This window comes from Sphingomonas anseongensis, assembly GCF_023516495.1.
Classification (GTDB): domain Bacteria; phylum Pseudomonadota; class Alphaproteobacteria; order Sphingomonadales; family Sphingomonadaceae; genus Sphingomicrobium; species Sphingomicrobium anseongensis.
Map to the genome: position 1 here is coordinate 860,009 of NZ_JAMGBC010000001.1, position 22,354 is coordinate 882,362.

27 protein-coding genes and 2 riboswitches are annotated in these 22,354 nt (G+C 65.3%); of the genes, 13 read left to right on the forward strand and 14 right to left on the reverse strand.

The window, feature by feature from the left end; genetic code table 11:
- The first annotated feature begins 32 nt into the window (after positions 1-32).
- Positions 33-422, forward strand: coding sequence for an META domain-containing protein (locus LZ519_RS04390; RefSeq protein WP_249867503.1), 390 nt, complete (start codon positions 33-35; stop codon positions 420-422).
- Here the strand turns inward: LZ519_RS04390 and LZ519_RS04395 are convergent.
- On the reverse strand, positions 419-1,810 hold the full coding sequence (locus tag LZ519_RS04395; protein WP_249867504.1) for a DNA recombination protein RmuC: 1,392 nt from the start codon (positions 1,808-1,810) through the stop codon (positions 419-421). The genes LZ519_RS04390 and LZ519_RS04395 overlap by 4 nt on opposite strands.
- A 111-nt stretch (positions 1,811-1,921) precedes the next feature.
- Between LZ519_RS04395 and LZ519_RS04400 the strand changes: the two genes are divergently transcribed.
- Together LZ519_RS04400 and LZ519_RS04405 are read left to right on the forward strand one after the other, a co-directional pair.
- Positions 1,922-2,320, forward strand: coding sequence for a four-helix bundle copper-binding protein (locus LZ519_RS04400; protein WP_249867505.1), 399 nt, complete (start codon positions 1,922-1,924; stop codon positions 2,318-2,320).
- Between the two features lie 3 nt (positions 2,321-2,323).
- Positions 2,324-2,785, forward strand: coding sequence for a hypothetical protein (locus LZ519_RS04405; RefSeq protein ID WP_249867506.1), 462 nt, complete (start codon positions 2,324-2,326; stop codon positions 2,783-2,785).
- A gap of 6 nt (positions 2,786-2,791) precedes the next feature.
- Here LZ519_RS04405 and def read toward each other — a convergent pair whose 3' ends face one another.
- On the reverse strand, positions 2,792-3,331 hold the full coding sequence (gene def / locus LZ519_RS04410) for a peptide deformylase (protein WP_249867507.1): 540 nt from the start codon (positions 3,329-3,331) through the stop codon (positions 2,792-2,794).
- Between the two features lie 31 nt (positions 3,332-3,362).
- Positions 3,363-3,959 (reverse strand): recombination mediator RecR, encoded by a 597-nt coding sequence (gene recR / locus LZ519_RS04415; protein WP_249867508.1) that lies wholly within the window; start codon positions 3,957-3,959, stop codon positions 3,363-3,365.
- A gap of 48 nt (positions 3,960-4,007) precedes the next feature.
- Here recR and fmt point away from each other — a divergent pair, with 48 nt between their 5' ends.
- Positions 4,008-4,910: a methionyl-tRNA formyltransferase gene (gene fmt, locus LZ519_RS04420; protein ID WP_249867509.1), complete on the forward strand. Its 903-nt coding sequence runs from the start codon at positions 4,008-4,010 to the stop codon at positions 4,908-4,910.
- On the forward strand, positions 4,907-5,647 hold the full coding sequence (gene truA / locus LZ519_RS04425) for a tRNA pseudouridine(38-40) synthase TruA (RefSeq protein WP_249867510.1): 741 nt from the start codon (positions 4,907-4,909) through the stop codon (positions 5,645-5,647). The genes fmt and truA overlap by 4 nt, the downstream gene beginning before the upstream one ends.
- Here the strand turns inward: truA and LZ519_RS04430 are convergent.
- Positions 5,644-6,198, reverse strand: a complete 555-nt coding sequence (locus LZ519_RS04430; RefSeq protein ID WP_249867511.1) for a hypothetical protein — start codon at positions 6,196-6,198, stop codon at positions 5,644-5,646. The two genes, truA and LZ519_RS04430, sit on opposite strands and share 4 nt — an antisense overlap.
- Before the next feature lie 175 nt (positions 6,199-6,373).
- Here LZ519_RS04430 and LZ519_RS04435 point away from each other — a divergent pair, with 175 nt between their 5' ends.
- Positions 6,374-7,003 (forward strand): PilZ domain-containing protein, encoded by a 630-nt coding sequence (locus LZ519_RS04435; protein WP_249867512.1) that lies wholly within the window; start codon positions 6,374-6,376, stop codon positions 7,001-7,003.
- On the opposite strand, the gene LZ519_RS04440 is transcribed toward LZ519_RS04435, so the two are convergent.
- From LZ519_RS04440 to LZ519_RS04480, 9 genes are all read right to left on the reverse strand, one after another.
- Complete coding sequence (locus tag LZ519_RS04440) at positions 7,004-7,417, reverse strand: PilZ domain-containing protein (RefSeq protein ID WP_249867513.1); 414 nt, start codon at positions 7,415-7,417, stop codon at positions 7,004-7,006.
- 34 nt (positions 7,418-7,451) lie between these two features.
- Positions 7,452-8,105, reverse strand: coding sequence for a DUF938 domain-containing protein (locus LZ519_RS04445; RefSeq protein ID WP_249867514.1), 654 nt, complete (start codon positions 8,103-8,105; stop codon positions 7,452-7,454).
- Positions 8,102-9,670, reverse strand: a complete 1,569-nt coding sequence (gene gcvPB, locus LZ519_RS04450; RefSeq protein ID WP_249867515.1) for an aminomethyl-transferring glycine dehydrogenase subunit GcvPB — start codon at positions 9,668-9,670, stop codon at positions 8,102-8,104. Before gcvPB ends, LZ519_RS04445 begins: the two co-directional genes overlap by 4 nt.
- Positions 9,667-11,025, reverse strand: coding sequence for an aminomethyl-transferring glycine dehydrogenase subunit GcvPA (gene gcvPA, locus LZ519_RS04455; protein ID WP_249867516.1), 1,359 nt, complete (start codon positions 11,023-11,025; stop codon positions 9,667-9,669). Before gcvPA ends, gcvPB begins: the two co-directional genes overlap by 4 nt.
- Positions 11,025-11,309 (reverse strand): hypothetical protein, encoded by a 285-nt coding sequence (locus LZ519_RS04460; RefSeq protein ID WP_249867517.1) that lies wholly within the window; start codon positions 11,307-11,309, stop codon positions 11,025-11,027. The genes gcvPA and LZ519_RS04460 overlap by 1 nt, the downstream gene beginning before the upstream one ends.
- A 221-nt stretch (positions 11,310-11,530) precedes the next feature.
- On the reverse strand, positions 11,531-12,295 hold the full coding sequence (locus LZ519_RS04465) for a class I SAM-dependent methyltransferase (protein WP_249867518.1): 765 nt from the start codon (positions 12,293-12,295) through the stop codon (positions 11,531-11,533).
- Positions 12,277-12,648: a glycine cleavage system protein GcvH gene (gene gcvH, locus LZ519_RS04470; RefSeq protein WP_249868860.1), complete on the reverse strand. Its 372-nt coding sequence runs from the start codon at positions 12,646-12,648 to the stop codon at positions 12,277-12,279. The genes LZ519_RS04465 and gcvH overlap by 19 nt, the downstream gene beginning before the upstream one ends.
- Positions 12,649-12,650: 2 nt before the next feature.
- A complete protein-coding gene (gene gcvT, locus LZ519_RS04475; protein WP_249867519.1) occupies positions 12,651-13,841 on the reverse strand; it encodes a glycine cleavage system aminomethyltransferase GcvT in 1,191 nt (396 codons plus the stop codon).
- A gap of 56 nt (positions 13,842-13,897) precedes the next feature.
- Positions 13,898-13,969: riboswitch (glycine riboswitch) on the reverse strand.
- Between the two features lies 1 nt (position 13,970).
- Positions 13,971-14,072, reverse strand: a riboswitch (glycine riboswitch).
- A 66-nt stretch (positions 14,073-14,138) separates the two neighbouring features.
- On the reverse strand, positions 14,139-14,771 hold the full coding sequence (locus tag LZ519_RS04480) for a hypothetical protein (RefSeq protein ID WP_249867520.1): 633 nt from the start codon (positions 14,769-14,771) through the stop codon (positions 14,139-14,141).
- A 92-nt stretch (positions 14,772-14,863) separates the two neighbouring features.
- Between LZ519_RS04480 and ispH the strand changes: the two genes are divergently transcribed.
- A complete protein-coding gene (ispH, locus tag LZ519_RS04485) occupies positions 14,864-15,808 on the forward strand; it encodes a 4-hydroxy-3-methylbut-2-enyl diphosphate reductase (protein ID WP_249867521.1) in 945 nt (314 codons plus the stop codon).
- Positions 15,809-16,255, forward strand: a complete 447-nt coding sequence (gene rnhA / locus LZ519_RS04490; RefSeq protein WP_249867522.1) for a ribonuclease HI — start codon at positions 15,809-15,811, stop codon at positions 16,253-16,255.
- Here the strand turns inward: rnhA and LZ519_RS04495 are convergent.
- Positions 16,252-17,343: an NAD(P)/FAD-dependent oxidoreductase gene (locus tag LZ519_RS04495; RefSeq protein ID WP_249867523.1), complete on the reverse strand. Its 1,092-nt coding sequence runs from the start codon at positions 17,341-17,343 to the stop codon at positions 16,252-16,254. The two genes, rnhA and LZ519_RS04495, sit on opposite strands and share 4 nt — an antisense overlap.
- A 49-nt stretch (positions 17,344-17,392) precedes the next feature.
- On the opposite strand from LZ519_RS04495, the gene LZ519_RS04500 reads away from it, so the two are divergent.
- Genes LZ519_RS04500 through LZ519_RS04520 form a run of 5 tightly spaced genes read left to right on the forward strand, consistent with a single transcriptional unit; the run spans position 17,393 to position 22,318 of the window.
- Complete coding sequence (locus LZ519_RS04500; RefSeq protein ID WP_249867524.1) at positions 17,393-17,866, forward strand: A24 family peptidase; 474 nt, start codon at positions 17,393-17,395, stop codon at positions 17,864-17,866.
- 45 nt (positions 17,867-17,911) lie between these two features.
- Positions 17,912-18,910: a Flp pilus assembly protein CpaB gene (cpaB, locus tag LZ519_RS04505; RefSeq protein WP_249867525.1), complete on the forward strand. Its 999-nt coding sequence runs from the start codon at positions 17,912-17,914 to the stop codon at positions 18,908-18,910.
- Positions 18,910-20,385 (forward strand): type II and III secretion system protein family protein, encoded by a 1,476-nt coding sequence (locus LZ519_RS04510; RefSeq protein WP_249867526.1) that lies wholly within the window; start codon positions 18,910-18,912, stop codon positions 20,383-20,385. The genes cpaB and LZ519_RS04510 overlap by 1 nt, the downstream gene beginning before the upstream one ends.
- Before the next feature lie 26 nt (positions 20,386-20,411).
- A complete protein-coding gene (locus LZ519_RS04515; protein ID WP_249867527.1) occupies positions 20,412-21,047 on the forward strand; it encodes a CpaD family pilus assembly protein in 636 nt (211 codons plus the stop codon).
- Complete coding sequence (locus LZ519_RS04520; RefSeq protein ID WP_249867528.1) at positions 21,047-22,318, forward strand: pilus assembly protein CpaE; 1,272 nt, start codon at positions 21,047-21,049, stop codon at positions 22,316-22,318. The genes LZ519_RS04515 and LZ519_RS04520 overlap by 1 nt, the downstream gene beginning before the upstream one ends.
- Positions 22,319-22,354 lie beyond the last annotated feature (36 nt).

Here is a 22,354-nt window from a genome sequence, read left to right on the forward strand (position 1 = left end):
GCTCTCGAACCGTCTGCGTCCTCTTCGGCCTGATGCTTTCCGCGTGCGCAATTGCCGCGTCGCCCCCGTCGGCGACGTTGGCGGGAACGGCTTGGCAGGTTCACTCCGTCAACGGCCGCCAGGCACCGGCAAACAGCGACTATTCTGTCCGCTTTGAAGACGGCGGCAGCATAAGTGCGAGGTTCGGGTGCAATTCGATCGGTGGGCACTACGCAATCGCGGGATCGACGCTCACCATCGGCGACTTGATGCAAACGCTTATGGGATGCCCTGAGCCTGCTACGACATTCGAAAGCCAGGGCTCGGCCGTATTCAATAGGCCGATGGCGATGAGCAGGAGCGAAAGCGACCGCGTGCCCTACGAATATCTGTCGCTGAAAAACCAGGCGGGCGAGATCATCCTGATGCGCAGGACCTTCTAGGCCGTATCGTCTTCCTCTTCGGCCGGCTCGAGCCGCATCGATAGCGGGCCGTCGAGAGAAACCACGACCGGGTCGTCCTTCGTCGCAAGCTTGGTTAGCGGACGGGGCGAGGCTTCGACCATTGGTGGAGGCGGGATCTCCTTGGCGCTTCCGGCTCCCAGATCCTCGAACCGCCGGGCCTGGGTAAACACCTGGCTCTCCAGGCTTCCGACCATCTTGTTATAGGCGTTGTTGGCGCGGCTGAGGTTGGTGCCCACCGACGAGACATGCTCCGCCATCGTCGCCAGCCGCGAATGGAGCTCGCGACCGAGCTCGGCGATCTTGCCGGCTTCGGCGGCCAGCTTCTCCTGGTTCCAGATGCTCGCAACCGTGCGTGCGATCGCCACGAGGTTGGTCGGCGTTGCCAGAAGCACCTTGCGCTCATTCGCCCAATCCCAAAGGCCGTGGTCGAGCTCAAGGGCGGCGGTCAGGAAATGCTCGCCGGGAATGTACATGACGACATAGTCGGCGGAATCGCCGAATTGCGCCCAATAGGCTTTCGACCCCAGCTGCTGCGCGTGGGTTCGGATCGAGGCGAGATGGGCCTGCAGGCACGCTTGCCTCTTGTCGTCGTCCACTTCGTCGCAGGCGTCGAGATAGGCGTTGAGCGAGCATTTCGCGTCGATCACCAGGGTCCGGCCGCCGGGCAGCTTCACGATGACGTCAGGGCGAAGCTTGCCATCCTCTCCATCGACGCTGACCTCGGTCTGGAAGTCGGCGTACGGGCTCAGCCCCGCCTGTTCGAGGACGTTGCGGAGCGACTGCTCACCCCAGCGCCCGCGCGCCTTCGGCGACGAGCGAAGCGCGTTGACGAGGTTGCGGGTCTCGTCGCGCACCTTCCCCTGCCCGTCGCGGACCTGCTCCACGACCGACTTCAGGCCGGCATAATGATCGATCCGCTCCTTCTCCACGCGCTGGAGCCCCTCTTCGTAGCGTTTGAGCGTAACCTCGACCGGCGCAAGCAACTCTTTGAGCTTGGTCTCGCTCGCCTTGTCGGCGGCGGTGAAGCGCTCGCCTGCTTTCTCGAGGAAATCCTTGTGCGCCTTCTCCAGCAGCTGGTCGCCAATCTCGCGAAACTGGGCGATCAGCGCGTCCTTGGACTCCGCCAGGTCCTTGATCCGCTGCTCGAAGTTGCGCGCATCCGCCTGGAGCGCCGCAAGCTCCTTTGAAGCGGCTTCGTGGAAAGCGCGGACCTGGTCCCGCTCCTTCACCACTTCGTCGAGCTGGAGACGGAGCGTCCCGACCGTCTGCTTGGCCGCGGCGCCGTCCCGGGTCGCGAAAAGCCAGCCGATGAGGCCGCCAAGCACCAGCGCGACCAAGGCGATCCCGACGAAAATGCCCCAATCCATACTCATTCCCCCAGCGGAACAGAATGCGAACCTTAGTCTCCGACGGGCACGCGCTCAAGCGGAACCGCTGTGCTATCCACAGGTTCGACCAAGCGAGAGCAGGAGAATTTCATGTCCATTCGCAAGATGATCGCGCTTCACCCCGAGGTTCAGAGCCATGTGAACCAGCCGCTCGGGGATGCGGCTCACCACCTGATGTATTGTGCGCGGATGTGCCTGAGCTGTGCGGATGCCTGCGCCGCCGAGAAAATGGACATGCATCAGTGCATCCGCTCCTGCCTCGACTGCGCGGACGTGTGCGAAGCGGCTGGCAAGCTCTCGGTCCGCCGAACCGGCACCAACGAAGCCGTGCTCAAGGAGACTCTCGAGCTGTGCGCCCGGGTCTGCGACGCCTGCGCTGCCGAGTGCGAGAAGCACGACCACGAGCATTGCAAGCTGTGCGCGCAGATGTGCCGCGAATGCGCCGAGGATTGCCGCAACGCGGCTGCGAGCATCACTCCGGAGGGCTGAGCCATGCGGATCGCGATCGCTGTCCTGGCAGCGCTATTCGTCGTCTCCTGCAACAAGGCGCCGGCTGGGCACGAGCCCAACGGCCCGATCCGCACCGACGATGCGATCTCAAACGCCCCGGCTGATCTACCGGCACAAGTCGAAGCGGGTGAAGCCGGGGACCTTCCGCCGCCGGGTACGGTTGCGCGGTTTGTCGGCAAATGGGCCGAGGACCAGAAATCCTGCAAGTCGGCCGCCTGGCAGTTCACCGCTACGACCCTTCGAACTCCCGGCGGCACCAGCTGCAGTTTCAATCGCGTGATCGAGGTGCCGGGCGGCTACGACATCCAGGCGGTCTGTACGGCCAAGGGCGACGCAGTTTCGGATTCGCTGACGATCCGCTTCGCCGAATCGGCAAAGGCGATGCTGTTCACTTCAAAGACGATGGGAAGTCCCGGCCTGGTCTTCTGCGGCCGCGACGCCTGACGCCGCTCAGGCTGCGGCGAGCGTGCGTTCCTTGCGCTGCTTGGCGATCTTCTTGAGGATCATCTCGCGCTTCAGGCGCGACAGATGGTCGATGAACAACACGCCCTCCAAATGGTCCATCTCATGCTGGAGGCAGGTCGCGAGCAGTCCCTCGATCACTTCCTCGTGCGGCTTGCCTTTTTCGTCGAGCCAACGCGCGCGGATTCGGTCCGGCCGCTCGACCTCGGCATATTGGTCAGGGACCGACAGGCAGCCCTCGTTATAGGGAACGTCCTGGTCGGAATGCTCGAGGATTTCCGGGTTGATGAAGACCCGCGGGTCCCTCACCGGCTCGCCGCCCTCTTCCACCGGCTCCTGTAGGTCGATCACCAGGATTCGCTTCGGAACGCCGACCTGGATCGCGGCAAGCCCGATCCCAGGCGCGTCGTACATCGTCTCGAACATGTCGGCGATGAGCGCCCGCACCTCGTCGTCCACCTTTTCGACAGGTTTCGACTTCTGCCGGAGCAACGGGTCCGGGACCTCGATTATCGAGCGAATTGCCATGGTGTAGATTTAAGCTTTCAGGCCCCCGGCTTCAAGCGACGGGACGCCGCGCACGCAAGGCTTGGGCGAGCGTGCCCTCGTCGAGGTAGTCGAGCTCGCCGCCGACGGGGAGGCCATGGGCCAGTTGGGTAAGCCGCACCGGGAAGCCCTCAAGGCGTTCGGCGAGGTAATGGGCGGTCGTTTGCCCTTCGAGTGTCGCGTTCATCGCGAGCACGACCTCGTCAATGCCGCCCTTCGAAACGCGGCTGATCAGCTGGTCGATCGTCAAATCTTCCGGGCGAACGCCGTCGAGCGCGGAAAGACGTCCCCCGAGCACATGATAGCGGCCCGGGAACAGCCGTGAGCGGTCGAGCGCCCAAAGATCGGCGACTTCCTCGACCACGCACAGAGACCTGTCGTCGCGCCGGGGATCACGGCAGATCCCGCACGGGTCCGACGTATCGACATTCCCGCAAGTGGAGCAGCTCGACAGAGTGTCGGCTACCGTCTTCAAAGCGGCAAGAAGCGGCTGAAGAGTGCTCTCCCGTTTCTTCATCAGATGGAGCACGGCACGGCGCGCGGACCGCGGCCCAAGCCCCGGAAGCCGCGCCAATGCGTTGGCCAATGTCTCGATTTCCTGGCTTGCCACTGCTGCCGAGATAGGAATTTCGCGGCTCTCGCGCCATAGGCACCAGCAATGCGGATCGTCTTCATGGGATCGCCGGATTTCGCGGTGCCGAGTCTCGACGCTTTGGTCGAGGCAGGGCACGAGATCGCTTGCGTCTATACGCAGCCGCCAAGGCCGGCCGGACGCGGAAAAGCCGAGCAGAAGACTGCGGTCCACAAACGCGCCGAGGAGTTAGGTCTCGAGGTCCGCTGCCCGCGAACGCTCAATGACTCCGAGGAGCAGGCCCGCTTCGCCGAGATTGATGCCGATTTGGCTGTCGTCGCAGCTTACGGGCTAATTCTCCCCAGGCCGATTCTCGAGGCGCCGAAGGCCGGTTGCATCAACGTTCACGCGTCGCTCCTACCCAGGTGGCGAGGCGCCGCGCCAATCCAGCGCGCCATCCTTGCCGGCGACGAAGTAACCGGCGTGACGATCATGCGGATGGAGGAAGGGCTCGACACCGGCCCGATGCTGCTGAAGCGAGAGACAGAGGTGGATCGCAAGACTGCCGGCGACCTTACGACCGAGCTTGCCGGCATGGGCGCTTCGGCGCTGGTCGAATGGCTCGACAATCCGGCGCCGGCTGAAGCGCAGCCCGAAGACGGCGCCACCTACGCCTCGAAGATCGACAAGTCCGAAGCGCGAATCGACTGGTCGAGGAGTTCGGAAGAAATCGAGCGGCAGGTGCGCGCCTTCGCGCCCTCGCCCGGCGCCTGGTTCGAGGCCAATGGCGAGCGAGTGAAGCTTCTCGAAGCCTCCACGGCAGAAGAGAGTTCGGCTCCTCCCGGGAAGGTGTTGGACGATTGCCTCAGCATCGCTTGCGGCTCGGGCTATCTCCGCCCGCTAAGAGTCCAGCGCTCCGGCCGGGGCGTCATGACGCCGGGCGAGCTGCTCCGCGGTTTCGCGATTCCCAAGGGCACGATCCTCACGTGACCCGCTGGCGGCTCACAATCGAATATGACGGCGGGCCGTTCATGGGCTGGCAGCGGCAGGAGCATGGGCCGTCGGTGCAGCAGGCGCTCGAGGAAGCGCTCGCTCGGATGACCGGCGAGCTTCCCGCCGTCCACGGCGCGGGGCGGACCGACGCCGGCGTGCACGCGCTGGCGATGAGCGCTCACGTCGAGATCGAAAAGAACCTGACCGAGCACCGGCTGCGCGAAGGCGTGAACGCGCTGGTCAGGCCGCAGCCGATCTCGGTGCTTGCAGCGGAGCACGCGCCCGACGACTGGCACGCGCGCTTCTCTTGCGTCGGGCGGCGGTACCTCTACCGCATCCTCAACCGGCGAGCGCCCCCCGCGCTCGATCGAGGGCGGGTATGGCACGTTGCGATGCCGCTCGACGCCCAGGCCATGGCCGAAGGCGCGGCGATGCTCGTGGGCCGCCACGACTTCACCACGTTCCGATCCGCCCATTGCCAGTCGGACAGCCCGGTGAAGACGCTCGACCGGCTGGATGTCAGGCGCGAAGGCGACGAGATCCTCATTGAAGCCGCGGCTCGAAGCTTCCTTCACCACCAGGTGCGTTCGATGGTCGGCTGCCTCGCGCTTGTTGGCCGGGGCCAGTGGAAGCCCGAGGACATCAGGGCTGCGCTCGAAGCCAGGGACCGCTCCGCGCTCGGCTTCAACGCTCCGCCGCAGGGCCTCTATTTCGTCGAGGCCATCTACCCTTAATCGGTCTCGCTACCCTCCAGCGGTGCGGCTGCGATCAGAAGCCAGCCGGCGGCGATGAAGCTTGCCGCGAATACCCAGGCGAACGTCGCTACGATTTCGTCGGTCGTTCCGAACAGGCCGTAGATCAGCACCGCGACCGGAAGCCCGGCGAGGAGGAGAATGGCGAGGCCCAGATCCACGGCCGCCGCGAGATAGACCCAGGTGCACAAAGGCCGCGCCGAATGGCGAGCGGAGAAGAATAAGGCAGCGCTTCGAACCACCAGCCACAGGACGACGAAATTGAGAATCGTCAGGAAATTGATGTTCGGGTCGACCAGCAGCCGAAGCCCGGCAAGCACGCTCGCTAGGGCCGCTATACCCGCCGGAATGTGATGTCCGCGCCGAGCGAAGACCGCGACGAGCTCGATCGCGCCGGCCGCTGCGAGGAGCAGCCCGATGACCAAGTGCGCCGGTATATGCCGGGCGCTCGGAAGAAGCGCCGATCCGAAGGCGAGCAGGAAGATCAGTACCCCCGCAATTCGGATAATGAGCGTTCGTGTCGTGCTGGACATCGGCCTTATCCTATCCCCTTCGCCGGCGCCTGTCAGTGACGGGCTGGGCTTCGTTGGAGCACACTCGCCGCCACGTCGGACCAAACAGCAACGAGATGGTAAGCCTTTGTGTCCCAATGTGACCGTTGTGGAGGGATGCCTGGCTGGCGCCCTCGGGTGGTTTTGGGGAGTGAAGGTGGAGCAACTGCCGATCGAAACGACGGTTTATTCGATGTCGGGCGAACCCCCGGTCGATTCGAACCGCCGTGCCGACGAGCGCCTTCTGACGCTCTTCCGCGTCGGCACGATCGTCATCGGCGATAAGCGCGAACTGTGCCTGGTGAAGAATATTTCGGCCGGCGGCACCCTGATCCGGGCCTATTGCACGCTAAAACCCGACATGGCCGTCCACATCGAGCTTAAGCAGGGGCAATCCGTCCCCGGCAAGGTCACGTGGATTCGCGGAACCGACGCGGGAATCACCTTCGCCGAGCGAATCGACGTCATCGAGCTTCTGAAGTCCGGCGGCGAAGGCCCGAGGCCGCGGATGCCGCGGATCGAGGCCAAGTGCGTCTGTTTCGTTCGTGAAGGCGCGACCGTTCACCGCTCGACCATGCACAACATCTCGCAGGGCGGGCTCAGCGTCGAGACGGCCAATTCGCTGAGGATCGGCGCGGACGTCACGGTCAGCATTCCCGGAATGGAGCCGCAGGGTGCGGTCGTTCGGTGGAAGGACGGCGACCGCTACGGCGTGAGCTTCAACAGCGTCTTGCCGCTCGCCGGGCTTGTCGCCTGGCTTCACGAACGAAGCGGCCCAATCGCCTGATCAGTCGCCGAGAGTGGTGGAACCGCCGGTCGCCCACCGCTCGATCAGCGCCCGCTCACCGCGCGTAAGCGGCTTCGGCGACAGCCCCGGCCGGCGCTTGATCTGGACTGGGTTCACGGGCTCGGGCGGCGGCACGTGCCTAAGCATTTCGCGCGGGAACAGGGGGAAATCGAACTCCAGGCCCGCGGCATCGCCCTCCGACCAGGCAACACGGCTCGGGACGCTGAGCCCCTGCCGATGAAAAAGAACGCGGGTTCCTTCCATCGGCATATGCTCGCCCTGCACCAGCGCGCCATCCTGCGACAGATTGCGCAACAGAACGGGTAGCGAGCCGCCGGGAGTTTCCAGCGTCGCGTTGAGGAAAACGTTCGACCGGCGGTGGCGCCGGTTCTGGATCGTCAGGCTTCGATGCATCTGGCGCAATCATAGCCGCGCCGCCCGCATTCGCTCAGGCCGTTGTTGCCGATGTCCCTTTTCGAAACAGCAGCATGAGGTTGTTTGCGGGCATGGCCCGAGTCGCCTCGAGCGAAAGCCCTCGCGCCTCCGCAGCGGAGGCGAAATCCTCGACCTTTCGGAGCCCCCACTGCGCGTCGCGGCGCTTCAGGTCGGCGTCGAAAGCTAGGTTGCTCGGCGCGGTGTCGATCGCCTCGGACAGCCAAGGACCATAGAGGATCAGCGGTGCTCCGCGTTCGAGCAGCCGCTCGGCGCCGTCGAGCAGGCCAATCGCTGCCTTCCAGGGGCTGATGTGTACCATGTTGATGTTGAGCAGGGCGTCGGCCGCCTCGATAGGCCAGTCGGAGTTCGAGGCGTCGATCTGCAGGGGCTCGCGGAGGTTTGGAAGCGCGGCTTCGCGAACCAGCGCCGTCACCGACCCCAGCGCGTCGACATGCACGTCGCTCGGCTGCCACTCGAGATTCGGGAAGCGCCCTGCAAAAAAAGCGGCATGCTCGCCCGTGCCGCTGGCGACTTCGAGCACCAGGCCGCCGTTGGGAAGCCATTCGGCCAGCACGTCCGCGATCGGTTCGCGATTGCGAAGCGCGGCGGGAGCGGAGCGCCGCCCCGATGCTTCCGGCGCCTCGTAAAATCGCCGTACGTCCTTCACTCAGCGGCCTCGGCCTGCGCGGGCTCTCGATAGACCAGCACGGGCTTTCTGGCCGCGAGCGTTTCGTCGAGGCGCCGCCTGGGCGCGTAAATGGGTGCTGCCTTGAGGCTTTGGTCGCCCGACTTCGCTCGCTCGGCGATCGAGCGCATCGCGGCAATGAACTGGTCCAGAGCGGCCTTGGATTCGGTCTCGGTCGGCTCGATGAGCATCGCCCCGTGCACCACCAGCGGGAAGTACATGGTCATCGGGTGGAAGCCTTCGTCAATCAGCGCCTTGGCGAGATCGATCGTGCTTAGGCCCTCGCCAAATCCGCGGTCGGAGAAGATCGCCTCGTGCATGCACGGCCCGCTCTTCGCGAAGGGCGCATCGAGCACGTCCTCGAGCGACCGAAGAACGTAATTGGCGTTGAGAACCGAATCCTCGGCGACCTGGCGAAGGCCGTCGGCGCCGTGGCTGAGAATGTAGGCGAGCGCCCGGGTGAACATTCCCATCTGCCCGTGAAAGGCGGTCATCCGCCCGAAGCTCTCCGGGTGCATTTCCGCCGCGCTTTCCTCCTCCACGAGCTTGTACGTGCCGTCGGGCATCTTCGCCGCGAAAGGCAGCGGGCCGTAAGGCGCGAGCGCTTCGGAAACGACCACCGGGCCGGACCCTGGCCCGCCGCCGCCGTGGGGGGTCGAGAAGGTTTTGTGCAGATTGATGTGCATCGCGTCGATGCCGAGGTCGCCTGGACGAACCTTGCCGACGATCGCGTTGAAGTTGGCTCCGTCGCAATAGACGAAAGCTCCGGCGGCGTGCACCGCGTCGGAGATTGCAATCATGTCCGGTTCGAACAGGCCGCAGGTGTTCGGGTTGGTGATCATCACCGCCGCCACGTCGGGGCCGAGACGCGCCTTCAACGCCTCGAGGTCGACCCGTCCCGCCTTGTTCGCGGGAATGCTCTCGACCCGGTAACCGGCGAAGGCGGCGGTCGCGGGATTGGTGCCGTGCGCGCTTTCGGGCACCAGGACGACCTCGCGCTTGTCGCCGCGAGCTTCGAGAGCCGCGCGGATGCACAGAAGGCCGCAAAGCTCGCCGTGAGCTCCCGCCTTGGGGCTCATCGCCACCCCATGCATCCCGGTGAGATCGAGCAGCCAGAAGGCGAGCTCGTTGATCACCTGGAGCGCGCCCTGCACCGTCTCCTGCGGCTGCATCGGGTGAACGTCGGCGAAGCCCGGCATCCGCGCCACCTTCTCGTTGAGGCGCGGGTTGTGCTTCATCGTGCAGGACCCGAGCGGGAACAGCCCGAGATCGATCGCATAATTCTGCCGCGACAGCCGTGTGTAATGGCGAACCGCTTCTGGCTCGGACAGGCCAGGTAGGCCGATGTCGCGATTGCGCTCCAGCCCGCCGAGGCGGCCGCCGGAGACCTTCGTGTCGGGCAGGTCGACGCCGGTCTGGTCGAGCCGGCCGCGCTCGAACAGAAGTGGCTCCTCGAGCTGAAGGGCGCGATTGCCGGTGACGGTGCCGGCCGAACCTTGCTCGTTGGCGGGCGTCGTCGGCCGCCAGCCTGACGGATTGACGGTCACGCGCACACCTCCTTCAACGCGGCTTCCAGCGCGTCGATATCCTCATCTGTCACCGTCTCGGTAACTGCGAGCACCAACCCGTTCGCAAGGTCGGCCGAGTCCGGATAGAGCCGCCCAAGCGACACGCCGCCGAGAACCCCCTTCTCCACCATCGCGTGAACGGCGGGCCGGGCCTCGACCGGAAGCCGAAGCGTGAATTCGTTGAAGAAGCTGTCGTTGACCAGGCTCACGCCGGGGATCGCCGAAAGCCGGTCCGCGACCTCGCACGCGCGCGCGTGATTCAGCGAAGCCAGCTGCCTTAAGCCTTTCTCGCCGAGCAGCGTCAGGTGCCCAGTAAAGGCGAGCGCGCACAGCACCGAGCTGGTGCAGATGTTGCTGGTCGCCTTCTCGCGGCGGATATGCTGCTCGCGCGTCGACAGAGTCAGGACGAAGCCGCGCTTACCCTCGGCGTCGACGGTCTCGCCGGCGAGCCGCCCCGGCATCTGCCGGACGAACTTCTCCGCGCAGGCGAACAGGCCGACATAGGGACCGCCGAACTGAAGGCCGACGCCGATGCTCTGGCCTTCGCCGACGACGATGTCTGCGCCCATCTCGCCTGGCGACCTGATTAGGCCGAGCGCCACCGGCTCCGTCACGACGGCGATCAGCAGAGCGCCCTTTGCGTGTGCCGCTTCGGCGATCGGCGCCAGGTCGGTGATCCGGCCAAGGATGTCGGGATACTGGACGACGACGGCGCTCGTCGCGTCATCGATGGCGGCGATGATCTTCTCGGCGTCGGTTTCCGCAGAGAGCGTCGGCGCTGACGTCTTCAGCTCGTCGCCTGTGAACTTGGCCATCGTGTTGCAGACGCTGACGTAATGGGGGTGAAGCCCCGACGACAGGATCGCCTTGTCGCGGCGCGTGATCCGGCTCGCCATCAGGATCGCCTCCCAGCAGGCGGTCGATCCGTCGTACATCGACGCATTGGCGATGTCGCAGCCGTAGAGGCGCGCGACCTGCGTCTGGAATTCGAACATCATCTGGAGCGTGCCCTGCGCGATTTCGGGCTGGTAGGGCGTGTAGCTGGTCAGGAACTCGCCGCGCTGGATGATGTGGTCCACGCTTGCCGGAACGTGGTGGCGATAGGCTCCGCAGCCGAGGAAGAAGGGCACCTCGCCCGCGACCATGTTCTTCTTCGCAAGGGCGCCCATGTGCCGCTCGACGGCTAGCTCGGACGCATGCAGCGGCAGATGCTCGATCACTCCGTCCAGCCGCGCAGCCTTGGGCACGTCCACGAACAAGTCGTCGATCGATTTGGCGCCGACCGCGTGGAGCATCTGGCTCCGGTCGGAATCGGAAAGGGGCAGGTAACGCATCAATATTCTTCCGGGTCTGAGGGCAGCGGAATACGTTGGATGACTTTGACGAGCCGGACTGGCTCGAGCTGGTTAGAACGATCAGCGCAGAGAACGATTTCACCGGTTTCTGGCGATGACCAGCATTCGTCGGTCACTCTCGCCTCGACGATTACTTCGCTGAGATAGTCGCGAAGCGGTGCAACTTGCTTATCAAAGGAAGCGCTCGACCCAAGTGAAACTCCGCCAGAGCGACGATCCGGCGGAGGTGGAAATTGCACTGAGGTGTCGCCGCGACGATCCATTCGCCGCTCAAGCGCTCCCGCATGTTCCAGCCAGAGGCCGTAATCGCGAGACTCGACCAGGAGACAGGATCGAAAATGACACGGCAGCAGCCACCCGTGCACTTCAACAACCTTTGACGCTAGGGCGGCGTGGTGCGTTTTCAATTCCGCGACGCCAAGGGCTTGCCCGTATGGTGCCGCACAACCGCACAGGAAGAGTGAAAGGACGAGCGCCCAACGCATCAACTGGGCTTTCTCATGATGAAGCGGAGGCGGACATAGTCCGCGATGTTGGAACCGACCCGATCGGCGACTGCGGCACCGATCTCCTGACGCTCACCCTCTGGCACGCGGGCTCGGTCGAGCCAGCCCTTGCGGAAGGTCGTCACCCAGGCCGCAATGCCATGATCCAGAGGAGTCGGACGATCGATCAGCCGGGCATCGATCCGGTCGAACCCTGCGTCCTCGTAGACGTCGGCGAAATCTTCGGCGGAGGCGTACCAGTTGGTCGCCTCGACCGGCGGCACGTAGCCGCGAATGACCAGCTCGTCGTCCAGCGCCTCGCGGAGCTTCGCGAGATTGCCCTCGCCGCCCATCTCTCCCGCGAAGCGTCCGCCCAGCCGGAGCGCGTTGAAGATGGCGGACGCGACCCGCTCCTTATCGAGCATCCAGTGAAGCGAGGCGTTGGAGAAAGCCGCGTCGAACTCGCGGTCGAACTCCATGTTCGCCGCGTCCATCAGCTCGGCGTAAACGCCTGCAGCGCGCGCCGCCTCGACCATCTCCGGCGAATTGTCGACGCCGACCACCTCGGCACCACGATCGATGATCCTCATCGACAAGGTCCCCTCGCCGCAGCCGACGTCGAGGATCCTCTCGCCCGGCTTCGGGTCGAGCAGGTCGAGCGCAGCGCCGCCGAGCTCGGCGACGAAGGCGCCGACCTTCGAATAGTCCGCGGCCACCCAGCGGCTGGTCGAGGTGATCGGCGGGATCAGAGGGTCTTCACCCAATCGCGGTAGGCACCCTCGTCCATCAGGCCGTCGAGCTCGCCAGCGTCCGCCAGCCTGATCTTGAAGAACCAGCCCTCGCCCTCGGGATCCCTGTTCACCAGCGAGGAATCGTCAACCACCGCCTGGTTGCCTTCGATGACCTCGCCCGTGACGGGAGAATAGACGTCCGACGCCGCCTTCACCGATTCGACGACCGCCGCCTCCTGCCCCTTCGCAAGCTGCTTTCCGGCCTCCGGAACCTCGGTGAAAACGATGTCGCCAAGCGCTTGCTGCGCGTGGTCGGTGATCCCGACCATGGCGGTGTCGCCGTCGACTTTGACCCACTCGTGCTCGCGGGTGAAATAGGTCGTCATCATCAAGCTCCCTTGCGGTGATAGCGGTGGGGGACGAACGGCATCGGCGCGATCTTTGAGTCGAACAGCTTGCCGCGCTGCTCCAATTTCAGCTCCGTGCCCGGTTCGGCGAGCGCGGTCGCGACATAGCCCATCGCGATCGGACGCTGCAGCGAGGGCGAGAAGCCGCCGCTGGTGACCCGGCCGATCTCGCTGCCTTCCCCGTCAAGAATTAGCGCTCCCTCGCGCACCGGCTGCCGCCCCTCGACGTCGAGACCGACCCGCTTCTGCGGTGCGCCCTGCTCGAGCTCGGCGAGAATCCGCGGAGCGCCGGGAAAGCCGCCTTCGGCGCGGCGGCGCTTCTGGATTGCAAAGGTAAGGCCCGCCATCACCGGCGTCGTGTCGCGGTCGAGATCGTGGCCGTACAGCGGAAGCCCGGCCTCGAGCCGAAGCGAATCACGCGCTCCAAGGCCGATCGGCTTCACCCGTTCGTCGGCGACCAGGGCCTCTGCGAGTTGCTCCACGGCGACTGCCGGAATGGAAATCTCGAACCCGTCCTCACCGGTGTAGCCCGAACGGCTGATCCACAAGGGGTGTCCGAAAGCGTGGAAGGCATTGCCCTCCATGAAGGTGAGGTCGGACACTCCGGGAATGATCGCCTCGAGGACGTCGACCGCCTTGGGGCCTTGCAGCGCCACAAGCGCCTGGCCGGTCATATGATCGACGAACAGGTCCTTCGGCAGCGACTGGCGCATGACTTCAATGTCGCCGTGCTTGGTCGCTCCGTTGACCACCAGGTAGAAATCGCTGCCGCGGCGGGTTGCCATCAAATCGTCGATGATCCCGCCGCCGCCGTCGAGGAGCAGCGAGTAGCGGAGCTTGCGGTCGGCAAGGCCGCGGATATCGCCGGGGAGAATGGTTTCGAGGGCCGATTCCGCATCGGGACCGTGGATGAGCAGCTGTCCCATGTGGCTGACGTCGAACAGGCCTGCATTCTCGCGAGTCCACAGATGCTCCGCCATGATCCCTTCGTACTGGACGGGCATCATGTAGCCGGCGAACTCGACCATTCGCCCGCCCTTCGAGCGGTGCCAAGAATCGAGAGGAAGGGTCTGCGGCTCCGGCTGCGGCTCGCCTTCGGCGGCGCCGGTATACGGCGTTCCCCGAGCCTGCTCATGCTGGTCGGTGGGGCCGTTATGGACTTCTCGGCTCATGCATTGCCTCCGCGACAGTTTGGCCCCCGCGACGCCAGGCCGCTTTCGCCTCACCCCCGTCTGTCGCTGCGCCTGAGAGCTTTGCCCCTTCGGCGGCTCCGGCTTGCGCCGAGGCACTTTCCAGACTGTCAGGCGCGCGCGGTCCTGTTGCCTGAGAGATTCCGGGGGCGGTTGCTCCTTCGGCGCCGCCAAATGCTTGAAACATCTGGCGAACTCTCCCGCGCTGCCTCCCGGCGACAGGGCCGCCGGTGACCTGGCGAGCCTTGGCTGCGCCGGATTGGAGAGTCAACGACGAGTTTAGCGGGTGGCGTTGTAGCGAAGCTGGTCCGCAGTGAGCTGGAAACCGACCAGGTGCTGGAACGTCGCCTTGGCGACCGCATCGCGGACGGCTGGGTCGGCGAGCGGGTCGATCGCCGCGTCCGGGTCGCCGACCTTGCGCGGGCGGGTCAGCATCTCGCGAATATTTTCCGGAAGGCTTGCGGCCGAGCGCGAGATTCGCGCCGTCGCCTGCGCCGAGGTCTGGGCCCGGAAGCTTCCCGCCGGGAAGTCGAGCGCCACCGAGCCGAGCCGCTTGGCGACGACCTTGTTGCCGGCCTGGACGACGACGTCGAAGAACGGAAGCAGCACCTGGCGCGGCTGCGATGCGTCGCTGCGAGTAGCAACAACGTTGAAAGTCGCGGTCGAAATCACTTCGCTTCCGCTGTCCTGGCAGTTGTCGCGGACGTCGGTGATCGCTGCTTCTACGTCGATCGCCGAGGCGTCGGTGCTCCCCGTCGGATTGAACAGGGTGATGTCGCCGGTCGCGGCCGGGATTGCGACCTGCGGGCAATTGCTTCGAACGGTGTAGATTCCGCCGTCCTCCAGGTTGCCCTTGCGAGTGCAGCCGGCAAGCAGTGCGATGGCGATGATCGAGGCGATGCGGAGCTTCACTGGTGGGGAGTCCTTGGTAGGGCCGAATGGTCGTGCGCGTTCATAGGAACCCCCTTCTAAGGCTGCAAGCGAAGCCTTACATGCGCTGTACCGTGCCTGAACTTCCACCCCTTCGAGTGCTCATCGCGGCGCCGCGCGGATTCTGCGCCGGGGTCGATCGCGCAATCCAGATCGTCGAGGTCGCGCTCGAGCGGTTCGGCGCTCCGGTCTACGTCCGGCACGAGATCGTCCACAACCGCTTCGTCGTCGATCGGCTGAAGAAGCTCGGGGCGATTTTCGTCGACGACCTCGACGAAGTTCCAGACGACCGCCCGGTGGTCTTCTCCGCCCACGGGGTACCCAAGACGGTGCCCGCCGCCGCCCAGGAGCGTGGACTGACTTATGTCGACGCGACGTGCCCGCTGGTCTCCAAAGTCCACCGGCAGGCGGAGCGGCTGATCGACGAGGGCCTGCACATCCTGTTCATCGGACACGCCGGTCACCCGGAAGTGATCGGCACGTTCGGCCAGGTGCCGGAAGGCGCGATCACGCTGGTCGAGACCGTCGAGGACGCGAGGACCGTTGACGTCGCGGATCCCGAACGGCTCGCATTCCTGACGCAGACGACGCTGTCGGTCGACGACACCGCGGCCATCGTAGAGGCGCTCCAGCAAAGATTCCCGACCATCCGCGCACCGCGCAGCGAGGACATCTGCTACGCGACGTCCAATCGCCAGGCCGCGGTCAAGGCGATTGCCGCGGAATGCGACAGGATGCTGGTGATCGGCGCTCCCAACAGCAGCAATTCGCTTCGCCTCGCGGAGGTCGCCGAGCGCCTGAACGTGCCGGCGCGCTTGATCGAGCGAGCATCAATGATCGACTGGGACTGGCTCGGCCAGCCGAAAACGCTTGGAGTGACCGCCGGAGCCTCGGCTCCCGAGCTTTTGGTCCGCGAGGTCATCGACGCTCTTCGGCAGCGGTTCGAGGTCACCGAGGAAATCGCCGACCACACGCCCGAGCGGATGATCTTCAAGCTCCCGCGCGAACTCGTCGCGTGAATGACTAGTCTTCCCGGCGTCGAGATCTTCACTGACGGCGCGTGCCGGGGGAACCCAGGGCCCGGCGGATGGGCGGCGCTGCTTCGGACCGGCGACAAGGAGCGTGAGATCGCGGGCGGCGAGCCGCTGACGACGAACAACCGAATGGAGCTGAAAGCCGCCATCGAGGCGCTCAACACGCTGAAGCGACCCTGCGCGGTAGAGATACACACCGACAGTGCCTATGTGCGCGACGGGATCATGAAGTGGATTCACGGCTGGCAACGCAATGGCTGGCGGACCGCGGACAAGAAGCCGGTCAAGAATGCCGACCTCTGGCAGGAGCTTCTCGATGCCGAATCGCGGCACCGCGTGAAATGGCACTGGGTGAAGGGCCATAGCGGCCATCCCGAAAACGACCGGGTCGACGCGCTCGCCTGCGCAGAAGCGGACAAGCAGAAGGGCTAGCGGAAGCGCGCCGGCGAGAATGGTGTCGGCTCGATGTGCTCCACCATCGGCTCGGGCGCTCGCCCGAGCAGCATGGCCGCGCCCATCTTGGCTGCCGCTGGTGCGGTCTGGATTCCGAAGCCGCCCTGCCCTGCGCACCAGAAAAAGCCGGGGACGTCGGGGTCGAGCCCGTAGACCGGGATGCGATCAGGCGCGAAGCTTCTCAAGCCCGCCCATTTGCGTTCGACCGCCTCGATCGGCCAGTCGACGACCCGTTCGAAGCGGTCGATGGCGATCGCGATATCGATCTCCTCCGGCGCGGCGTCGCATGGATGGCTGTCGATCTCGTCGTGCGGACTTAGCCAGACCGTGTTGTCGCCCTCGCCCTTGAAGTAGAAGGTGCCGTCGGCGTCATCGACCAGCGGAAGGTCGCGAAGGCCGGAACGCCCCACGCGCAGCTGCACCATGGTTCGGCGCTTCGGCTCGATTCCGAGCGGCTGCGCGCCGGCGGCTGAGGCGACCTCATCCGCCCAGGCGCCCGCTGCATTGACGATGCAGGACGCGGCGATCTGCGATCCATCCTGCAGGCGCACCTGCCACTGGCCATTCCGATGCTCGGCGGTCTCAAGGCGAGCGTCGGTACGCACCTCGCCTCCCGCTCGGCGGAATGCCCGAAGGTAGGCGGCGTGGAGGCCGGCGACGTCGATGTCGGCGCAGTTCGGTTCGAACAAGGCGCGCGTCCATTCGGTCCGGATCCCAGGCACCATGCCTTCGAGCTCGGCTCGCTCGATTACGCGGGTGTCGATGCCTGCCGGCAGCTCGGGCAATTCGTCTCGAGTGATGTGCAGGTCGCCGCGCGTCCGAAGGAAGCCGCTTTCGGAAAATTCGCTCGGCGGGCTCTCCAGGAAACGACGCGAGGCAGTGCTCAGCTGCGCCACGACCGGGCCGCCGTAGCTTTCGAGCCAGAATGCGGCCGAGCGTCCGGTTGAATGGAAGCCGCAATGGCTTTCCGCCTCCACGAGGACGACTGAACGCTTCGGCGCAAGCTCGGCGCCAAGGCTCGCCCCCGCGATCCCTCCGCCGACAATCAAGATATCGAATCCGCTCACAGCGGCCGCTGGTTACGGTTTCGAAAGCCGGGTCGTCTACCTGCACGTCATGATGAATTTCGGATTCAGCGAAATCTTGCTCGCGTTGCTCGCCCTGCTGCTCGTCGTCGCGGCGGTGATCGACGTTCGCACCTACACGATTTCAAACCGGCTGAACCTGACCGTCGCCCTGCTCGCTCCGCTCTACTGGTGGTCCACGCATCTGGCTCTGTGGCCGGGCGTGGCCAGCCACGTGGCGGTCGCCATCGGGGTGTTCCTCCTGCTCGCTCTGGCCTTCCAGATCGGGGTGATGGGCGGGGGCGACGTCAAGCTCGCCGCGGCGCTCGCTTTGTGGTTCTCGCCGATCGGGACCCTTCGGTTCCTGGTCTACATGTCGCTTGCGGGCGGAATTCTAACTTTAGTTGTTATCGCCCTTCACCGGTTGCGTTCCCGAGGGGGACGGCCGGAAATTCCGTACGGCGTGGCCATCGCAATCGGCGCCCTCGCGATTCTCGCCCAACGCTTTCTTAACCAATTTGCCTGATGTCTGTCTCAATTCGATGGGGCCCGCAGGGGAGGCGTTTTCGCCATGGACTTTAAGAAAATCGTGCTTCTGGTCGGAGCACTCATGGTTGCGGCCGTAACCGCCATCATGGCCAAGAACATGTTTGCCGGGGCGAGCGCGCCGCAGGCGACTGCAGCGCAGGTTCCGCTTGGGCCCAAGGTCCTGGTCGCCAAGAAAGCGCTTCCGGTCGGCACCATCATCGACGCCACGAGCGTCGGTTTCGAGAACTGGCCGAAGGATTCGGTTCAGCCCAGCTTCTACCAGCAGGGCACTCCGGACTCGGACATCACGAAGCTGCTCGGTACGGTCGTCCGCTACCCGGTTACCGCCGGCCAGCCCGTTACTCGCGGCTCGCTCGTCGGACCTGAAGACCGCGGCTTCCTCGCCGCTGCCCTCGGCCCGGGAATGCGCGCAGTCACCGTCCCCGTGACCTCTTCGACGGGCCTCGCCGGCTTCGTCTTCCCGGGAGACCGCGTGGACCTGGTCCTGACCCAGGAGGTCAAGGGCTCCGGTGACGGCGACCCGCTGAAAGTTTCGGAGACGATCGTCCGCAACATCCGGGTGCTCGCCACCGATCAGCGCTACACCGACAAGGACGAGGACGGCAAAACCGTCATCAAGACCGCGTCGAACGTGACCCTCGAGGCAACTCCGAGGATCGCCGAGAAGGTTGCGGTCGCCCAGAGCATGGGCACCCTGTCACTGTCGCTCCGTTCGATCGGAGACCAGACGTCGGAGCTGGAGCGTGCGGTTGCGTCGGGAGACGTCAAGGTCCCGCAGGGCACCAGCCCGGACCAGGAGCGCCAGCTTCTTTCGGCCTTCGCCAACCGTCCAATGGACAACAATACGACCTTCACGACCGGTGGTGACGTGTCGCGCTTCCAGCGCCGCACGGTCCCGACGGCCGCTCCTTCCGCTTCGGCTTCGGCCGGACAGGGTGGCGCAGCCGGTGTCGGAAGCGGTCCGGCCGTGCGCGTCGCTCGCGGCAATGATGTCATCGTCGTCCCCGTGGGAGCTCGCTAATGACCACTCGACACATCCTTCGTCGCGCCCGGCTCGGGACTGCGGTCGCACTAGTTGCGATCGCCGCCCCCGCGGCCCTGACGATGGCCGCTCCGGCGGCCGCTCAATCGGCCTCCAGCTACAAGCCGACCCGGGAGCTCCAGCTCTCCATCGGTGAGGGCCAGATGATCTCGCTCCCGAAGAGCGTGACCAGCGTGTGGACGTCCAACCCCAAAGTTGCCGACGTCTATGTAAACTCGCCGCGTCAGATCAACATCTTCGGCAAGGAATTCGGCGAGGCCACCATCATCGCGACCGGCGCCAACGGCAGCGTCGTTTACGGCGCGCAGGTCCGGGTGAGCCAGAACCTTCCGTCGATCAACGAACTCATGCGTGCGGCGATGCCGAATGCAGACGTTCGGGTGATGACGGTCGGTCAGACGGCCATCCTGAACGGCACCGTCGCGTCGCCTGAGGATCTCGCCTTCGCGGAGCAGCTTGCAACCCGGGAGCTCAATCCCGGCGTCGATTTCTCGCAGGCCGGCGCGATGTGCAAGATCTGCGTCATCAACCGCCTTCACACTGCGACTCCGCTTCAGGTGACCCTGAAGGTGCGCATCGCCGAGGTCAGCCGCGACCTGCTCAAGCAGATCGGCGTCAATCTCCTCAGCACCGATGCCACCAGCGGCTTCCAGTTCGGCATCGGCCAGGGCTCCCCCGGCGCCACGTCCGGCGCGGGCAGCGTGTTCAAGGTCAACCCGCTGACGGTCGGCACGTCGCTCGGCGCCGCCGGCAAGTTGTTCGGCCTGAACCTGGCCGGAGCGCTCGACCTGGCGGAGACCGACGGTCTCGTGACCACGCTCGCGGAGCCGAACCTGACCGCCCTTTCGGGTGAGACGGCCAGCTTCCTAGCGGGCGGCGAGTTCCCGATCCCTGTGACCCAGGGCAACGGCGGCGCGGTCACGATCGAGTTCAAGCAGTACGGCGTTTCGCTCGCCTTCACTCCGATCGTCCTTGCAGACGGCCGCATCTCGATGCGCGTCCGTCCCGAGGTCAGCGAGCTGAGCGAAGCGGGTTCGGTCAAACTAGGCGACTTCACGGTCCCGGCCCTGACGACCCGCCGTGCGGAGACCACGGTCGAGCTCGGATCCGGGCAGAGCTTCATGCTCGCCGGGCTGCTTCAGAACCGCAACTCCAACAGCATCAACAAGGCTCCGGTCCTCGGCGATCTGCCGATCCTCGGCGCCCTGTTCCGCTCGACCAAGTACCGGCGCCAGGAGACGGAGCTGGTCATCGTCGTGACCCCGTACCTGGTCCGGCCGGTGAGCGGGCATATCGCACTTCCGAGCGACGGCTTCCGCGCTCCGACCGCAGCCCAGCAGTTCTGGGAAGGTCAGAGCTACACCGGCGTCAGTGGTGCTCCGGTCGTTCCTAGTCCGGGGCCGGCCATCGGCGGCACTGCCGTCACGACGGCCGCTCCAGGCTTCAAGCTGTGATCCGGGCGAAGGGAAAGGATAGAAACATGTTCAGGAAACTTCTCCCAGCCCTGCTCGCCTCCGCGGTTGCCGGCTGCATGACTCCCGGCGCACCGCTTGCGGATCGCGGCGTGGAATCGGTGAACCAGCCGGTGCTTACCCAGTCCAGCTTCGTGGTGGACATGGCGGCGCCCGGTGGAGTCCTTCCGCCCTCGGAAGTGACTCGTCTCGACTCCTGGTTCCAGAGCCTCGGCCTTGGCTACGGCGACTCCATCTACGTCGACGGCGCCTATTCGGACACGGCCCGCGCGCAGGTGGCGGACGTCGCCGGCAAGTACGGCATGATGGTCCTTCCGGCAGCGCCGGTGACCGCCGGCATGGTTCCCGAAGGAACTGTCCGGGTCGTCGTGAGCCGCACTCGCGCCGAAGTTGCCGGCTGCCCGAACTGGACCGTTCCGTCGCAGCCCAATTTCGAGAACCGCAGCATGTCCAACTACGGCTGCGCGGTTAACTCGAACTTGGCAGCGATGGTGGCCGATCCGCGCGACCTCTTCCATGGTCGCGAGGGCACTGGCGTCGGCGATGCAGACACTGCCGCCAAGGCCGTCGATTTCTACCGCAGGTCAGCGCCGACGGGCAAAGAAGGCCTGAAGGACATGAGCACGAAGAAGGATAAGCAGTAATGAACGCTCCGTTCCAGGCGCGCGCTGGGCTGCGCGACCCATTCACGGCCTTCGTTTGTGACGACGCCACCGCCGACATGCTTCGGCCGGTTGCGGTCGAGCACGGCTGGAGTCCCGAGAAGGTCAACAAGGGCGGGCTTCGCAACGCCGTCCAGTCGCTGTCGGTCTCGGCCAGCCCGAACATCCTGTTCGTGGACCTGTCGGAATCAGCCGACCCGCTCAATGACATCAACGGCCTCGCCGAAGTCTGCGAGCCTGGAACGATCGTCATTGCGGCCGGCCAGGTGAACGACGTCCGGCTGTACCGCGACCTCGTCGCCAGCGGCATCCACGACTATCTGCTGAAGCCCTTCACGGTCGACCAGCTGCGCGACAGCTTCGCTCATGCGCAGATGATCCTGTCCGGCCCCCGCGGAGACACGCAGGTCGACAAGCCGCACGTGATGGCGGCAGTGATCGGCGTTCGCGGCGGTGTCGGAGCTTCAACGATCGCCACGTCGCTCGCATGGCTGCTCGGCGAGCGCGCTCACCGCTCCACCTCGCTGCTGGACCTCGACGTCCACTTCGGAACCGGTGCTCTCGCGCTCGACCTGGAGCCGGGCCGCGGCCTTACCGACGCGATCGAGAATCCCAGCCGTATCGACGGGCTGTTCATCGAGCGGGCGATGGTCCGCGCGAATGAGCGGCTGTCAGTCCTTTCGGCCGAGGCCCCGATCCACCAGCCGCTGATCACCGACGGAAGCGCCTTCTTCCAGCTTCAGGAAGAGATGCGCAACGCGTTCGAATCGACGGTCATGGACCTTCCGCGGCAGATGCTGATCCAGCACCCGCACCTTGTCCACGACGCTCACGTCGCGGTCGTCGTTGCCGAGCTGACGCTTGCGGCCACCCGCGACGCCATCCGGATCCTCGCATGGCTGAAGTCGAACGCCCCGCAGACGAAGGTGATCGTTGTCGCGAACAACGTCCCGAGCGGTGGCGCTCTCGAGATCAGCCGCAAGGACTTCGAGCAGTCGATCGAGCGTTCGGTCGACGTCGTCTTCCCGGTCGATTCCAAGCTCGCGGCCCAGTCCGCAAAGCTCGGCAAGCCGCTCGCCGAAATCGCCAGCGGCAAGCTGACCGCGCCGTTCAACTCGCTCCTCAACATGGTGCTTAGCCATGCGACCGAGGAAGGTTCGAACGCTGCCGGCGACGCCGCCACCACCGGTTCGAAGTCCATCGTGGACAATCTGAAGTCGATGCTCGCCAAGCCCAAGGCAAAGGCAGCTTGAGGGTGCGGCTCGCGCGGTCAACCGGCTGCGCTTGCC

What these genes read in the sequence shown, in the direction of transcription:
- LZ519_RS04390 (WP_249867503.1), top strand. Translation starts at nt 33, where the DNA reads ATGCTTTCCGCGTGCGCAATTGCCGCGTCGCCCCCGTCGGCGACGTTG.
- LZ519_RS04395 (WP_249867504.1), bottom strand. Translation starts at nt 1,810, where the DNA reads ATGGATTGGGGCATTTTCGTCGGGATCGCCTTGGTCGCGCTGGTGCTT.
- LZ519_RS04400 (WP_249867505.1), top strand. Translation starts at nt 1,922, where the DNA reads ATGTCCATTCGCAAGATGATCGCGCTTCACCCCGAGGTTCAGAGCCAT.
- LZ519_RS04405 (WP_249867506.1), top strand. Translation starts at nt 2,324, where the DNA reads ATGCGGATCGCGATCGCTGTCCTGGCAGCGCTATTCGTCGTCTCCTGC.
- def (WP_249867507.1), bottom strand. Translation starts at nt 3,331, where the DNA reads ATGGCAATTCGCTCGATAATCGAGGTCCCGGACCCGTTGCTCCGGCAG.
- fmt (WP_249867509.1), top strand. Translation starts at nt 4,008, where the DNA reads ATGCGGATCGTCTTCATGGGATCGCCGGATTTCGCGGTGCCGAGTCTC.
- LZ519_RS04430 (WP_249867511.1), bottom strand. Translation starts at nt 6,198, where the DNA reads ATGTCCAGCACGACACGAACGCTCATTATCCGAATTGCGGGGGTACTG.
- LZ519_RS04440 (WP_249867513.1), bottom strand. Translation starts at nt 7,417, where the DNA reads ATGCATCGAAGCCTGACGATCCAGAACCGGCGCCACCGCCGGTCGAAC.
- gcvPA (WP_249867516.1), bottom strand. Translation starts at nt 11,025, where the DNA reads ATGCGTTACCTGCCCCTTTCCGATTCCGACCGGAGCCAGATGCTCCAC.
- LZ519_RS04460 (WP_249867517.1), bottom strand. Translation starts at nt 11,309, where the DNA reads ATGGATCGTCGCGGCGACACCTCAGTGCAATTTCCACCTCCGCCGGAT.
- gcvH (WP_249868860.1), bottom strand. Translation starts at nt 12,648, where the DNA reads ATGACGACCTATTTCACCCGCGAGCACGAGTGGGTCAAAGTCGACGGC.
- gcvT (WP_249867519.1), bottom strand. Translation starts at nt 13,841, where the DNA reads ATGAGCCGAGAAGTCCATAACGGCCCCACCGACCAGCATGAGCAGGCT.
- rnhA (WP_249867522.1), top strand. Translation starts at nt 15,809, where the DNA reads ATGACTAGTCTTCCCGGCGTCGAGATCTTCACTGACGGCGCGTGCCGG.
- LZ519_RS04500 (WP_249867524.1), top strand. Translation starts at nt 17,393, where the DNA reads ATGATGAATTTCGGATTCAGCGAAATCTTGCTCGCGTTGCTCGCCCTG.
- cpaB (WP_249867525.1), top strand. Translation starts at nt 17,912, where the DNA reads ATGGACTTTAAGAAAATCGTGCTTCTGGTCGGAGCACTCATGGTTGCG.
- LZ519_RS04510 (WP_249867526.1), top strand. Translation starts at nt 18,910, where the DNA reads ATGACCACTCGACACATCCTTCGTCGCGCCCGGCTCGGGACTGCGGTC.
- LZ519_RS04515 (WP_249867527.1), top strand. Translation starts at nt 20,412, where the DNA reads ATGTTCAGGAAACTTCTCCCAGCCCTGCTCGCCTCCGCGGTTGCCGGC.
- LZ519_RS04520 (WP_249867528.1), top strand. Translation starts at nt 21,047, where the DNA reads ATGAACGCTCCGTTCCAGGCGCGCGCTGGGCTGCGCGACCCATTCACG.